This is a genomic window from Sphingomonas sp. UNC305MFCol5.2 (assembly GCF_000712135.1).
Lineage (GTDB): Bacteria > Pseudomonadota > Alphaproteobacteria > Sphingomonadales > Sphingomonadaceae > Sphingomonas.
Map to the genome: position 1 here is coordinate 334,849 of NZ_JOOE01000001.1, position 13,961 is coordinate 348,809.

15 protein-coding genes are annotated in these 13,961 nt (G+C 65.8%); 8 read left to right on the plus strand and 7 right to left on the minus strand.

All coding sequences use genetic code 11. The annotated features are described in order from the left end of the window. Positions 1 to 13 precede the first annotated feature (13 nt). The 4 genes from guaB to BR78_RS0101685 all read right to left on the minus strand — a co-directional run bounded on the left by guaB (position 14) and on the right by BR78_RS0101685 (position 3,017). The gene (gene guaB, locus BR78_RS0101670; RefSeq protein ID WP_025560915.1) at positions 14 to 1,471 is read right to left on the minus strand and encodes an IMP dehydrogenase; all 1,458 of its coding nucleotides are present in this window, start codon (positions 1,469 to 1,471) and stop codon (positions 14 to 16) included. A 63-nt stretch (positions 1,472 to 1,534) separates the two neighbouring features. Next, a complete protein-coding gene (locus BR78_RS22285) occupies positions 1,535 to 1,657 on the minus strand; it encodes a hypothetical protein (RefSeq protein WP_269320195.1) in 123 nt (40 codons plus the stop codon). An 85-nt stretch (positions 1,658 to 1,742) separates the two neighbouring features. Further along, complete coding sequence (locus BR78_RS0101680) at positions 1,743 to 2,090, minus strand: hypothetical protein (protein WP_025560914.1); 348 nt, start codon at positions 2,088 to 2,090, stop codon at positions 1,743 to 1,745. 114 nt (positions 2,091 to 2,204) lie between these two features. Next, on the minus strand, positions 2,205 to 3,017 hold the full coding sequence (locus tag BR78_RS0101685; protein ID WP_025560913.1) for an HpcH/HpaI aldolase/citrate lyase family protein: 813 nt from the start codon (positions 3,015 to 3,017) through the stop codon (positions 2,205 to 2,207). 50 nt (positions 3,018 to 3,067) lie between these two features. On the opposite strand from BR78_RS0101685, the gene BR78_RS0101690 reads away from it, so the two are divergent. The 4 genes from BR78_RS0101690 (at position 3,068) to BR78_RS0101705 (ending at position 7,631) form a co-directional block, all read left to right on the plus strand. Continuing rightward, positions 3,068 to 4,057 carry an SPFH domain-containing protein gene (locus BR78_RS0101690; RefSeq protein WP_029725481.1) on the plus strand — a complete coding sequence of 330 codons (990 nt, stop codon included), beginning with the start codon at positions 3,068 to 3,070 and terminating at the stop codon, positions 4,055 to 4,057. 3 nt (positions 4,058 to 4,060) lie between these two features. After that, positions 4,061 to 4,510: an NfeD family protein gene (locus BR78_RS0101695; protein ID WP_025560911.1), complete on the plus strand. Its 450-nt coding sequence runs from the start codon at positions 4,061 to 4,063 to the stop codon at positions 4,508 to 4,510. Positions 4,511 to 4,526: 16 nt separating this feature from the next. Next, a complete protein-coding gene (locus BR78_RS0101700) occupies positions 4,527 to 6,347 on the plus strand; it encodes a DUF885 domain-containing protein (protein WP_025560910.1) in 1,821 nt (606 codons plus the stop codon). A gap of 174 nt (positions 6,348 to 6,521) precedes the next feature. Further along, positions 6,522 to 7,631 carry a GGDEF domain-containing protein gene (locus BR78_RS0101705; RefSeq protein ID WP_231478071.1) on the plus strand — a complete coding sequence of 370 codons (1,110 nt, stop codon included), beginning with the start codon at positions 6,522 to 6,524 and terminating at the stop codon, positions 7,629 to 7,631. A 16-nt stretch (positions 7,632 to 7,647) separates the two neighbouring features. On the opposite strand, the gene BR78_RS0101710 is transcribed toward BR78_RS0101705, so the two are convergent. From BR78_RS0101710 to BR78_RS0101720, 3 genes are read right to left on the minus strand one after another with little or no spacing between them, the layout of a single operon-like run. Continuing rightward, positions 7,648 to 8,001, minus strand: coding sequence for a hypothetical protein (locus tag BR78_RS0101710; RefSeq protein ID WP_025560907.1), 354 nt, complete (start codon positions 7,999 to 8,001; stop codon positions 7,648 to 7,650). Positions 8,002 to 8,035: 34 nt separating this feature from the next. Continuing rightward, positions 8,036 to 8,488, minus strand: a complete 453-nt coding sequence (locus BR78_RS0101715) for a hypothetical protein (RefSeq protein ID WP_025560906.1) — start codon at positions 8,486 to 8,488, stop codon at positions 8,036 to 8,038. A 39-nt stretch (positions 8,489 to 8,527) separates the two neighbouring features. After that, entirely contained in the window at positions 8,528 to 10,141 is a 1,614-nt protein-coding gene (locus tag BR78_RS0101720; protein ID WP_025560904.1) for a phosphoenolpyruvate carboxykinase, read from the minus strand. Between the two features lie 194 nt (positions 10,142 to 10,335). On the opposite strand from BR78_RS0101720, the gene BR78_RS0101725 reads away from it, so the two are divergent. Genes BR78_RS0101725 through rapZ form a run of 4 tightly spaced genes read left to right on the plus strand, consistent with a single transcriptional unit; the run spans position 10,336 to position 13,961 of the window. Then, positions 10,336 to 11,046 carry a response regulator transcription factor gene (locus BR78_RS0101725; protein ID WP_025560903.1) on the plus strand — a complete coding sequence of 237 codons (711 nt, stop codon included), beginning with the start codon at positions 10,336 to 10,338 and terminating at the stop codon, positions 11,044 to 11,046. Next, a complete protein-coding gene (locus BR78_RS0101730) occupies positions 11,015 to 12,589 on the plus strand; it encodes a sensor histidine kinase (RefSeq protein WP_029934452.1) in 1,575 nt (524 codons plus the stop codon). The genes BR78_RS0101725 and BR78_RS0101730 overlap by 32 nt, the downstream gene beginning before the upstream one ends. Then, positions 12,589 to 13,032 (plus strand): HPr kinase/phosphorylase, encoded by a 444-nt coding sequence (locus tag BR78_RS0101735; protein WP_029934453.1) that lies wholly within the window; start codon positions 12,589 to 12,591, stop codon positions 13,030 to 13,032. The genes BR78_RS0101730 and BR78_RS0101735 overlap by 1 nt, the downstream gene beginning before the upstream one ends. Beyond that, positions 13,029 to 13,961, plus strand: coding sequence for an RNase adapter RapZ (gene rapZ, locus BR78_RS0101740; protein ID WP_029934454.1), 933 nt, complete (start codon positions 13,029 to 13,031; stop codon positions 13,959 to 13,961). Before BR78_RS0101735 ends, rapZ begins: the two co-directional genes overlap by 4 nt.

Below are 13,961 nucleotides of genomic sequence, written 5' to 3' on the forward strand. Positions count from 1 at the left end.
GCGGCGGCCAGGCTCAGCGCGTTGGATAGTTCGGCGCCTCGCGGGTGATCGTCACGTCGTGGACATGGCTTTCGCGCAGGCCCGCGCCGGTGATCCGCACGAACTTGGCCTTCTTCTGGAATTCGGCGATCGTCGGCGCGCCGACATAGCCCATCGCCGCCTTCACGCCGCCGACCAGCTGGTGGACGACATCGCGCGCGCTGCCCTTGAAGGGGACCTGGCCCTCGATGCCCTCGGGTACCAGCTTGAGCTGGTCCTTGATGTCCTGCTGGAAATAGCGGTCGGCCGAACCGCGCGCCATTGCACCGACCGAACCCATGCCGCGATAGGATTTGTACGCCCGGCCCTGATAGAGGAAGGTCTCGCCCGGCGCCTCTTCGGTGCCCGCGAGCAGCGATCCGACCATGCAGGTCGATGCGCCCGCGGCGAGCGCCTTGGCGAGATCGCCCGACGTGCGAAGCCCGCCATCGGCGATCACCGGTACGCCCGATTTCGCCGCTTCCGACGCCGCGTCCATCACCGCGGTGAGCTGCGGCACGCCGACGCCTGCGACGACGCGCGTGGTGCAGATCGAACCTGGGCCGATGCCGACCTTGAGGCCATCCGCGCCCGCACCGATCAGCGCTTTGGCCGCCTCGGCAGTGGCGATGTTGCCCGCCACGACCTGGACGCGGTTCGAGAGCTTCTTCACCCGCTCGACCGCGCGGCCGACATCCTTGTTGTGGCCATGCGCAGTGTCGATGACGATGAGATCGACTTCGGCATCGACGAGCGCCTCGGTCCGTGCAAAGCCCTTGTCGCCTACCGTTGTCGCCGCAGCGACACAGAGGCGGCCGGCGGGGTCCTTGGTCGCATTGGGGAAGTTGACCGCCTTCTCGATATCCTTGACCGTGATCAGCCCGACGCAGCGATAGTCGTTGTCGACCACCAGCAGCTTCTCGATCCGGCGCTGGTGCAGCAGGCGGCGCGCCTCTTCCTTGCCGACGCCGGCGGCGACGGTGGCGAGATTGTCATGCGTCATCAGCTCGGAAACGGGCTGGCTGGGATTCTCGGCGAAGCGGACGTCGCGATTGGTGACGATGCCGACAAGCCTGCCGCTCGCCTCCACCACCGGGATGCCGCTGATCTTGTGGCGCTCCATCAGCGCGCGCGCCTCGCCCAGCGTGCCGTCGGGGGCCATGGTGATCGGATTGACCACCATCCCGCTCTCATAGCGCTTGACCGCGCGGACCGCCTCGACCTGCTCTTCCACGTCGAGATTGCGGTGGAGGACACCGATGCCGCCCAGTTGCGCCATGACGATCGCCATGTCGGCTTCGGTGACGGTATCCATCGCCGACGAGATGATCGGGATGTTGAGCGCGAGGCTGCGCGTCACGAAGGTGCGGGTGTCGGCCATGCTCGGCAGGACTTCGGACTCGCCCGGATAGAGAAGGACGTCGTCGAAGGTGAGGCCGAGGGGGATATCCATGGGGTGCGCCAAAGTCCTGAGTCGGAGGTTGGCGGCCCATGTAACCGCGGTCAGGGCAAACTGCTAGTGCCGCGCGCGGCGTTCGCGCTTGCGGCGCTCCTCATGGGCATAATCGGGATTGGCATTCTGCCGGCGATCGGCGCGCTCGCGGCGCTCCTGCGGCTGTTCCTCGCTGCGACGGTCCATTTCGACACCTCCTCGGATATCTGCATCATGCGGCGATGATATTCAGATCATGTGAGAAAAGATGGTTTCGGAGCCGTTTACCCGATCATAGATACGGATAGAGCGTCGACTTCTCCAATTCGACCTGATCCCGCATGGAGCGGCGGATCTGCTGCGACGCATGGCAATAGCCTGCCCAATCCTTCATGATCTCGCGCAAGCTCCACGTGCCGATGTGATCCGAAGACGACGTCATGGCGACGACGTTCGACTCACGGAGCGCGCGGATGGGGGCAATTTCGTCCGCGGGAAGCGTCATCTGCAATTCGGCGCAGAGCGTCTCGATCAGCTTGCGCCGCGCGCTGCTGGTGCGCGTCAGCCGATAGCGCAATCCCGCCAAGGCCGCCTCTTCCGGGGCCGGACGTCCGCATACAGCTTCAAGTTCGTCGATCATTTCGAGTACCTGCTCGTGCAGCGTCCGAAGCTCCGGTATAAAGTCACCTTGGGAGAGCGTTTGAGATTTCGCCATAATCCTCCCCTAAAACCAGCTAGCGGAAAATCCCCGAGATCAGCGCCGGTTCCGTTCGATCAGCGCCCGCGCCTGCTCGACATGCATCGCCTCGATCATCCGATCGCCGAAGCGCTCGGCGCCGCCAGTGGCGGCCTCGATCAAAGCCTGTGCCTCGGCCAGTTCAGCTTCGCTCGCACCGAAGGCGGCGGCGGCGATCTCGATCTGGTTCGGATGGATCAGCGACTTGCCGTCGAAACCGAGCATGCGCCCGTGCCGGCATTCGGTGGCGAGCCCTTCGGGATCGTCGAGGGCGTTGAAGACTCCGTCGAGCGCCCAGATGTGGTTCGCGCGTGCGGCCAGCACGATCGTCTGGAGCGAGAGGGCAAGGCCGTCGCGGCCCCCATCCGCGGGGATGCCGAGCGTCGCGCGCAGATCGTTCACGCCGGCGATCAACCCGGCGACCCTCGGAACCGCGGCGATCGCGGCAGCGGCGAGCACTCCCGCCGGTGTTTCGATCATGGCGAGCAACGGCTTGCTGGTAGCACGCGTAAGCATGATTGCCTGTGCCGCCGTTTCGACCTTGGGCAACACGACAAAGTCGCAGGCCGAGCGGGTCACCGCGGCGAGGTCCGCTGCAAATTCGGCGGAGTCGGCGATATTGACCCGGATCGCGCAGAGCCGATCGCCGAACCCCTCGCCCGCTGCCGCTACGGCGGCAGTCCGCGCCTCGGCCTTCGCATCGTCACGCACGGCGTCCTCGAGATCGAGGATGACCATGTCCGCGGCTAATTCCCTCGCCTTGGCGATCGCGCGCGGATTGGAGGCGGGCAGGAACAGCGCAGTGCGCGGGGCCAGTGAGACTGTGGTCATGGCGCGACTCTATGCTAGCAAGGGAGCGGAATTGCGAGGGGAGTCGGGGGATGGACGTGCTGAACGTATTTTTGATCGTGCTGGTCGCGGTGGTGCTGCTCTACCTCTTCTCCAGCGTGAAGATCGTCACCCAGGGCTATCAATATACGATCGAATATTTCGGCCGCTTCACGGCGGTCGCGGCGCCCGGGCTCAATTTCTACCCCGCCTTTTTCTATCGCGTCGGCCGCAAGGTGAACATGATGGAACAGGTGATCGACATCCCCGGCCAGGAGATCATCACCAAGGACAATGCGATGATCTCCACCGACGGCGTGGTGTTCTTCCAGGTCCTCGACGCCGCCAAGGCGGCTTATGAGGTGTCCGACCTCTATCTCGCCTTGCTCCAGCTCACCACGACCAATCTGCGCACAGTGATGGGATCGATGGACCTCGACGAGACGCTGTCGAAGCGCGACGAGATCAACGCGCGGCTGCTCAACGTCGTCGATCACGCGACCACGCCATGGGGCGTCAAGATCACCCGCGTCGAGATCAAGGACATCCGCCCGCCCGCCGACATCGTCAACGCGATGGGCCGCCAGATGAAAGCCGAGCGCGAGAAGCGCGCCAACATCCTCGAGGCCGAGGGCACGCGGGCTTCCGAGATCCTGCGCGCCGAGGGGCAGAAGCAGTCCAAGATCCTCGAGGCCGAGGGCCGGCGCGAAGCCGCATTCCGCGATGCCGAGGCGCGCGAGCGCTCCGCAGAAGCCGAAGCCAAGGCCACCGAGCTGGTGTCGGACGCGATCGCCAAGGGATCGAGCCAGGCGATCAACTATTTCGTCGCGCAGAAATATGTCGAGGCCGTGAGCAAGTTCGCGACTTCGCCCAACGCCAAGACGATCCTGTTCCCGGTCGAGGCGACTCAGCTGATCGGCACGCTGGGCGGGATCGGCGAGCTCGCCCGCGACGCGCTCGGCCGCAATCCGCAGCCGCCCGCGCCGCCCGCCACGCCTGCGCCGCGCGCGCGCCCCACGCCCTTCGGCACGAAGGAGGACTGAGCGATGGACGCGCTGCTCGCCACGCCCGGGCTCGCCTGGCTCATCCTCGCCGCGGTGCTCGCGATCGCCGAATTGCTGATGCCGGGGATCTTCCTCGTCTTCGTCGCTGCCGGCGCGGCGCTGACCGGGGTGGTCACGCTGATCATCCCCGAACTCGCAGTGCTGTTCCAGGTGGCGGTGTTCATCGTCGCGACCTCGGCGGCGGTGGCGATCGGGCGGCGCTGGTATGCCCGGAACCCGGTCGCGAGCGCCGACCCGCTGCTCAACGATCGCGCCGCACGGCTGATCGGCGAAGTGGTGACCGTCGTCGAGCCGATCGTCGCCGGCAAGGGCAAGGTCCGTGTCGGCGACGGCGAATGGCTCGCCTGCGGCCCCGATACGCCGATCGGCAGCCATGTCCGGATCGTCGGTGCAACCGGGACGTCGCTCACCGTCGAGCCTGTGATCGCCTGATTTTCAAGGAATGACCATGCGTACCACTCGCCGCGAGCTCCTGCTCGGCACCGCCGGCACCCTTGCGGCTTCCGCCCTGCCCGCTCAAGCGACTGCACTGTTCGCCGATGCGGACGCGGCGGCCGACGCGCTGCTCACGCGCACTGCCGAGGCGTTCCTCAAACTCTATCCCGAAAACGCCACGTCGCTGGGGATCGACAAGGACAAGCGCGCGTCGCTCAAGCACCAGCTCACCGATCGATCGCCCGAGGGGCAGCGCAAGATCGTCGCGCATCTTCGCCAGACGCTCGCCGAACTGGCCAGGCTCGACGCCGCGGCGCTGAGCCCGGTGATGCGGACCAATGTCGAAGTGGTGCAGGCCTCCTATGGCAGCGGGCTGGAGGGGTTCGGCTTCGGCTATGGCGACGTCGCCGTCGGCAGCTGGCGCAACACGCCCTATGTGGTGGCGCAGAATGTCGGCGCCTATATCGATGTGCCGCGGATGCTCGACACCGATCATCAGGTGAAAACCCGCGAGGACGCCGAAGCCTATCTCGACCGGCTCGAATCCTATGCCGATCAGCTCGACGGCGAGACCGAGCGGCTCAAGATCGCCGCCGCGAAGGGCGTGATCGCCCCCGACTTCCTGCTCGACAAGAACCTGAACCAATTGAAGCTCGCGCGCGGCGGTAACACCGCCGGCTGGGGCCTGGTCACGTCGCTGGCCAATCGCACCGCCGGGATGGAAGGCGATTTCGGCAACGGCGCCTGGATGCTCGCCAACGACAAGATCGCCCCGGCACTCGACCGGCAGATCGCCGAGCTCGAACGCCATCGCAAGCGCGCCACCGCGGACGCCGGAGTCTGGAAGTTCGCCGACGGCGAGGCCTATTATGCCTGGGCGCTACGCGCCGGCACCACGACTACGATGACTCCCGACGAAGTCCACCAGATGGGCATGGACCAGCTCCGCGCGATCCAGGCGGAGATGGACACCATCCTCAAGAAGGAGGGCTACAGCCAGGGCAGCGTCGGCGCGCGGATGGAAGCGCTCGCCAAGGACCCGCGCTTCACTTTCCCCGAAGGCGATCCCGGTCGCGCCGAGATCATGAAGTTGCTGAACACGCGCATCGCCGACATTCGCGCGCGCATGCCGCAGGCGTTCAACACGCTGGTGAAGGGTAATGTCGAGGTTCGCCGCATGCCGCCCGAGGAGGAGCCGGGCGCACCCGGCGCCTATGGCGGCCCCGGCTCGATCGACGGGACCGTTCCCGGCAAGTTCTGGATCAACCTGCGCACGACGAGCCTGCACACGCGGTTCAGCCTGCCCGATCTCGCTTATCACGAAGCGATCCCCGGCCATGTCTGGCAGGGGGAATATACGTTCAAGCTGCCGCTTGTCCGGAGCCTGCTCCAGTTCAACGCCTATTCCGAAGGCTGGGCGCTCTACGCCGAGCAACTCGCCGACGAGCTCGGGGTCTATGCCGACAATCCGGCCGAGAAGCTCGGTTATCTCCAGTCGCTGGGGTTCCGCGCGTGCCGGCTGGTGGTCGATACCGGGCTGCACGCCAAGCGTTGGACGCGGCAGCAGGCGATCGACTGGTTCGTCACTGCCAACGGGTCGTCGGTCGAGGAAGTCAGTGGCGAAGTCGACCGTTACTGCTCGTGGCCGGGACAGGCGTGCGGCTACAAGGTCGGGCACAGCGAGATCAACCGACTGCGCGACCGCGCCAGGGCGGCGCTGGGGCCACGCTACGACTTCAAGGCCTTCAACGACGCGCTCGTGCTCGGCGGCAATGTGCCGATGACGGTGCTGGGGCACGTGGTCGATCGGTTCGTCGCCGCACGGAAGGGCTAAGACTCTGGCGACCTTCGTAAAACGCCTGAGGGAGGTGTGTACACCGCTTTAAGGGAGATGACCCACTATCGGGGCATGAGACGGTCGGATCAATATGCGCCGCGGGATCGGCGCCGAAGCGCCAGGCATCTGGCCACCCCGCTACCAGAGCGCGTCTATCGCGACTTTGTCGACATGCTGTTCGACATGCGCCTGCCCGTCTTTGGACTGGCCTTCGTATTCGTGGCGATCGCAACCCTTTTTGCATTTGAATGGCACGACCCTATCATCGGCGCGCTGGCCGCCGCCGCCGTGCTGCTCACCGCAGCCCGCCTGTGGACGATGCAGGCCTTCAAACGCGCCGGTGCCGCCGCTTCCCTCAACCAGCTCAAGCGCTGGGAGCTACGTTACGCGATCGGAACCTGCGGATTTGCGCTGCTGCTGGCCGGACTGAACGTTCGGGCGCTCACCTATCACCAGCCGCTCATGCACCTCATCACGGTGAGCCTCGTCTTCGCCTTCGGAGCCGGCGTCGTGTCGCGCACCTCGGTACGGCCGCGGATTTGCATCGTCAGCCTGCTGCTCGCGACCGTCCCGACAATAGCCGCGCTCGCCGCGCACGCATTCAGCAATCACGGGGCGATGCTCCATACGCAGCTCTTCGCCATTCAGGCGCTTTTGCTTGCAATGATCACCACCCTCAGCCTCCAGAGCGTGGGGCACCTTTATCGGTCAGCGGTTCAACATCACACGATCGAGCATGATATGGCGCAGCTGGCCAAGCATGACGCGCTGACAGGGCTGGCAAACCGGCTTCTGCTGCGCGACCGATTTCAGGATGCCGTCGTCCACGCCTTGCGCAAGGGGGAAAACGTTGCCGTCCACTATATCGACCTCGACGGCTTCAAGGCGATCAACGACCATCACGGCCACCCGGCGGGAGACTCGCTGCTCCAACAGGTGTCCAGGCGTCTGGAAGCGACGGTAAGAGCCGAGGATACCGTTGCCCGTCTCGGCGGCGACGAGTTCGTCGTGCTCCAGGCGGGCGTCGCGCAAAATGGCGAAGCGGAGATGCTCGCGCGCAGGATCATCAAGAAACTGAGTGCGCCTTACGCGATCGACGGCGCGAGCATGAGCATTTCCGCCAGCATAGGCATAGCGATGATGCCCGATGCCGGCCGCGACCTCGAACGCCTGCTTTCCCGCGCGGACTCGGCGCTCTACCGCTCCAAGACCGGCGGCAAGGGTCGCGCGCATTTCTGCAAGCGAGAAGACGCGCCCGGCGACCATAGGGCAGTCGCCTGACGCCATTCGGCTGCCGTCACTTCTTGCCGAACAGGCCCGATATCATGTTGCCCACGTCATTGATGGGATTGCCGTCGCCGTCCTTGTCTAGCGCGCCGAGGACCCCGCCCGCCTGCCCTTGAAGCAGCGACGCGAAATTGGCCAGCGCGCCCTCGCCGCCGATATGACCGATGATCTCCTGGATCTTGTCGAGCGGGAGACCCGTTGCCGAGGCGGCGCCCTGCGCGGTGTCGCCCGGTTCGGGATGCGCCTTGGCCAGCGCGCTGACCGCGGACTCGACCTGCTCGGGCGAGAGCCCGATCTTTGCGGCGAGGTTCTTGATATCGACGTTCTGGGTGACCTGGCCGAGAATACCATCGAATATGCTCATCGCGGACCTCCTGGGTGAACGCTGCCGCGACTCGTTAGCACATTGCCGGCAACGGCGCACGGTCCGGTTCGACAAAGCCGCGGCGCGCTTCCACCGAGAAGAGCCGCTCACGACTGTAGAAGCCGAGCGGCCAGTCGCGGCGCCCCACCGGCGAGACCAGCAACGCGTTGACCCGCTCGGCGAGCCCAGCTTCGGGATGCGCGCGCAGGAACAGCCGCACACCCGCCAGATAGGCGCGGGTGATCGTATCGTGATAGCCACCCTCGTCGTCGTTCACGCCGCCGACGCTCTCGTTGAAGCGCGAGATGATCCCGGCGATCTCCGCGTCAAGGTCAACATCGGGCCGCCGGGTCAGCAAGTACAGGCAGGTGGCAAGATGCGCCTCATGCGTCCAGTCCTCCTTGGCGAGACTGCATGCGAGCAGCCCTTCGCCGAGACGGACGATCTCGGCATCGGAGGCGAACAGGCGGGGAGAGAAATCGGTCATCGATCGGGCTCATAAAGACCCGATCGATGACCGGGCAAGTCAGGCGGGAAGCGGGGCGCGGGGCGCCGATTGTCGCACCTCTTCGTCGACATGATCGGCGAATTGGGCGAAGTTCTCGTTGAACAGGTCTACGAGCTTCGCCGCGGTCGCATCATATTGGGCCTTGTTCGCCCAGCTTTCGCGCGGATCGAGCACGGCGGAATCCACGCCGGCCACGCTGACCGGAACCCGGAAGCCGAAATTCGGATCGATGCGGAACGCGACATGGTTCAGGCTGCCGTCGAGCGCTGCGTTGAGCAGAGCGCGGGTAAGCTTGATCGGCATCCGCTTGATGCCCGGCTCGGTGGCCATGCCTCCTGCCCAGCCAGTATTTACCAGCCAGCAATTCACGCCGCCCTTGGCGATCCGCTCCTTGAGCAGATTGCCATATTCGGAAGGATGGCGTGGCATGAAGGCGGCGCCGAAGCAGGTCGAGAAAGTCGCCTCGGGCTCGGTCACGCCGATCTCGGTGCCGGCGACCTTGGCGGTATAGCCCGACAGGAAATGGTACATCGCCTGTTCGGGCGTGAGCTTCGCGATCGGCGGCATGATCCCGAAGGCATCGGCGGTGAGGAAGATGATGTTCTTCGGCACCGGGCCGAGATTGTGCTCGGACGTGTTGGGAATGAAGTCGATCGGATAGGCGCCGCGGCTGTTCTCGGCGAGCGTGGCGTCGTCGAGATCGAGCGTGCGGCTCTCTTCGTCCATCACCACGTTCTCGAGCACGGTGCCGAAGCGTTTCGTCGTCGCGAAGATCTCGGGCTCGGCCTCGGGCGAGAGGCGGATCATCTTGGCGTAGCACCCGCCTTCGAAATTGAAGACCGCGGTGTCCGACCAGCCATGCTCGTCGTCGCCGATCAGCGTGCGGCTGGCATCGGCCGACAGCGTCGTCTTGCCGGTGCCGGACAGGCCGAAGAACACCGCAGTATCGCCGTCCGGGCCGATATTCGCCGAGCAGTGCATCGGCATCACGCCCCTGGGCGGCAGCAGATAGTTGAGCAGACCGAACACGCTCTTCTTCATCTCGCCGGCATAGGCCGTGCCGCCGATCAGGATCAGCTTCTCCGACAGGTTGACTGCGATCACGGTCTCGCCGCGCGTGCCGTGGCGATCGGGATCGGCGCGGAAGCTCGGCAAGTCGATGATGGTGTATTCGGGCGCGAAACCGTCGAGCGCGCCTTCCTCGGGCCGGACGAGCATCGTGCGGATGAACAGGCTGTGCCAGGCGAGTTCGTTGATCACGCGGACATTGACGCGGTGCTCGGGCTGCGAGCCGCCATGGAGGTCCTGGACGAACAAGGTCTCGCGCCGCGTCAGCTCTGCGAGGAAATCGGCCTTGAGCGCGGCGAAGTGCTCGGGGTTCATCGCCTTGTTGGTCTTGCCCCACCAGACGGTGCTCTCAGTCGAGGCGTCGCGGACGATGAACTTGTCGTTGGCCGATCGGCCGGTGTGCTTGCCGGTCGCGACGACCAGCGGTCCGTCCTTGGTGAGCTTGCCCTCGCCGCGGCGAACGGCGTGCTCCACCAGGGGCGCGGTCTCGAGATTCCAGAATATAGTGGCGCCGGTCGCGATGCCCTGAGCATCGAGACCGTGGCGCGGGGTGCGCTTGGTCACAATTTGCCTCCATCTCCATCCTGCCAAATGGCAGGAAACCCCCGCGTTTTCCGCGACGGGTAATATTATTGCGCCGCCTTACGCAGGCAGCGGCGGAGGGGTCAATCCGAGTAAACGTTGTCAGCCGATTGAGCGGGCGAGAACTTTGGTCTACCCCTCGCCGTGATGCATTTCAGCAACGCCCGAGCGGCCGCATGACCGCCACGATCGCGCTGGTCGACGACGACCGCAACATCCTGACCTCCGTCTCGATCGCACTCCAGACCGAGGGGTTCCTCACCCGCGTCTATTCGGATGGCGAAAGCGCGTTGAAGGCGCTGATCGAGAACCCGCCCGACCTGGCCGTGCTCGACATCAAGATGCCCAAGATGGACGGGCTCGAGCTGCTGCGGCGGCTGCGTGAGAAAAGCGCGATCCCGGTGATCTTCCTCACCAGCAAGGACGACGAGCTCGACGAGGCGCTGGGGCTGGCGATGGGCGCGGACGATTATATCGCCAAGCCGTTCAGCCAGCGGCTGCTGATCGCCCGCATCCGCGCGATCCTGCGCCGCACCGAGGCGGCGCAGCCTGCCGCCGAGGGCGCCGAGCCGCAGGAGCCGGCGGAGATCCTCGAACGCGGACGGCTGACGATGGATCCGGCGCGGCATCGCGTCACCTGGGGCGGCACCAACGTGACGCTGACCGTCACCGAATTCCTGATCCTCGAAACGCTCGCCCAGCGCCCGGGCATCGTGAAGACGCGCAACCAGCTGATGGATGCCGCCTATCAGGACGACATCTATGTCGACGATCGCACCATAGACAGCCACATCAAGCGCGTGCGGCGCAAATTCCGGCAGGTCGATCCGGAGTTCGATGCTATCGAAACGCTGTATGGCGCCGGTTACCGCTTCTCGGACGAATAGCGAGCGCGACCTCGCGCTCAAATGGTCGAACCGCGTCAGCCTCACGCCGAGGATTCTCGCGGTCAACATCTTCGCGCTGGCACTGCTCGGCAGCGGCTTCTTCTATCTCGATTCCTATCGCAGCCGGATCGTCGACAGCCGGGTGGCACAGGCGCGCGGCGAAGTCCGGCTGATCGCACAGGCCGTCGCCTCGGCCACGCCCGAACGCCGAGACCTGCTCGTGCTCAGCCTCGCCCGCGATACGGGCACCCGCGTCCGCCTGTTCGACGAGAACGGCAAGCTGATCACCGACAGCCATGAGCTGGGGCTGCGCAACTTCGTCCTGCGCGATCCCGACAAGGATCCGTTCAACCAGTCCACCGCCCGCTTCCTCGACGCAGCGATCGACACGGTCGTGGGCGCCGACCGCGCGCCGCTCTATCGCGAGAAACCGCGCGACGGCGGCATGGAATGGCCCGACGTCCGCACCGCCCGCGAGACGCACGGCACCCCCGCCACCGTCTGGCGCGCACCCGACCGTACGCCCGTCATCACCGCCGCGGCGCCGATCACGCAGCTTGGCGTGGTGATGACCACGGTGAACGCGCGCGACATCACCCAGACCGTGCGCTCCGAGCGCTTCCGGTTGAGCGTGGTGCTGGCGATCGTCTCGCTGCTTTCGATCCTGCTCTCGCTGTTCCTCGCGCGGACGATCGTGCGGCCGTTGCGCCGACTGGCACGGGCCGCCGTGCGCGTCCGGCTCGGGCGCGCGCGCGAAGTGGTCGTGCCGCGCCTGCCCGAGCGGAGCGACGAGATCGGCATGCTCGCCCGGGCGCTCTCGGACATGAGCCAGGCGCTTCGCGCCCGGATCGACGCGACCGAGAGCTTTGCGGCCGACGTGACGCACGAGCTCAAGAACCCCCTCGCCTCGCTGCGTTCGGCGGTGGAAGGGCTTTCCAAGGTCAAGGATCCCGAGCTGCAGGAACAATTGCTGGCGATCGTCCGCGACGACGTCCACCGGCTCGACCGGCTGATCACCGACATCTCCGATGCCTCACGGCTCGACGCACAGCTCAGCCGCGCCACGTTCGAGCCGGTCGACGTCGGCGCGATGATCGAGGCGTTGCTCGACCAGCGCGAGACCCGCGGGCTCCCGAACGGCATCCGCATCGTCTTCGATCATCGCTCGAACGGGCCGCTGATCGTGCTCGGCGAAGGCGCGCGGCTGGAACGCGTGTTCGAGAATCTGATCGAGAACGCCGTCTCCTTCTCGCCCGCGAACGGCCTGATCACGATTTCGGCCGTGACCAACCGCGAGACATTGGTGGTGCGAGTCGAGGACGAAGGCCCGGGGGTGCCCGAGGAGGCGCACGAGGCGATCTTCCGACGATTCCACTCGGTCCGTCCCCAAAGTGAAGCCTTTGGTCAGCATTCGGGGCTAGGCCTTGCCATCGCGCGCACCATCGTCGAAGGCCATCAGGGGAGCATTTCAGTGGAAACGAGAGAAGATCGATTGAGCGGAGCTCGATTCGTGGTGCGCCTGCCCCTCGTGGAGCGCGACTGATGCCGGAGATCCGGCTTCCGGAAGTCTCTTCGGAGACGGTGCACGGCGCCTGCGTCGCGATCGGCGGACGCGCGGTGCTGATCGAAGGCCGTTCGGGCGAGGGCAAATCCGATCTCGCACTCCGCCTGATCGATCGCGGTGCTGCGTTGGTCGCCGACGGGCAGGTGGTCTGCCACCGCAACGACAAGGCGTTGCTGGCCAGCGCTCCGGCGCATCTCACCGGACGGATCGAAGTGCGCGGACTGGGGATTATCGAAATGCCCAGCGTGGAGCGCGTCCCCGTGGACCTTCTTATCGTCATTCTCGATGCCCCGCCTCGCTTCCCCGAAGATGCGCGGACGCGGCGCATCGCGGGGATCGACGTGCCTGTGCTGGCACTGGCAGCGCTCGAGCCTTCGGCGCCGATCAAGGTGGAGCTGGCCCTCAAGCAGGGGGCACGGTGAGTCGTCGGCCCAAACACATCCTACTCGTGACCGGCATGTCGGGTGCCGGCAAGTCGACCGTATTGCGGACGCTCGAGGATCTGGGGTGGGAGACAGTCGACAATTTGCCGCTTCTTCTGCTCAACCGGCTGCTCGATACTCCGCCCGGCGAAGGCGCCGACGGCGACGACGAGCGTCCCCTCGCGCTCGGCATCGGCACCCAGACTCGCGGCTTCGACGCCGAGAGCATCGTCCGTCGCATCAAGAAGCTGAGTGAGGACGGCCATCATGTCGGCACGCTGTTCCTCGAATGCTCAGGATCGGAGCTCGAGCGCCGCTATTCGGAAACGCGGCGGCGTCACCCGCTGGCGCAGGACCGCCCGGCGAGCGACGGCATCGCCCGCGAGCGCGAACTGCTCATGCCGCTGCGGCGCTGGTCCAATCGGCTGATCGACACCACCACGCTCTCGTCCAACGAGCTGCAGCAACAGGTCCGTGCGACCTTCTCGGGCGACGGGCTGGGCAAGACGGTGCTGACGATCACGTCGTTCGGGTTTGCGCGCGGGCTGCCGCGCGACGCCGATCTGGTGTTCGACATGCGATTTCTGCGCAATCCGCACTGGGTCGAATCGCTTCGTCCCGGGACAGGCCGCGACGACGACGTCTCGGCCTATATCGCCGAGGATCCCGCCTACGGACAGGCGATGGCGCAGATCGAGGCGTTGCTGCTCCTGCTGCTTCCTCGCTATCAGGCTGAAGGAAAGGCATATGTTACCGCCGCATTCGGGTGTACGGGGGGCCGCCATCGGTCGGTCCACGTCGCCGAACGGATGGCGCGGCGGTTGCGTGAAGAGGGATTTTCGCCCACGGTGACTCACCGCGATTTGCAGACCGCGCCGCAGGACTCGCTGGAGGGGGCCCCGGTGACCATATCAGGGGGCGGAGTTTGA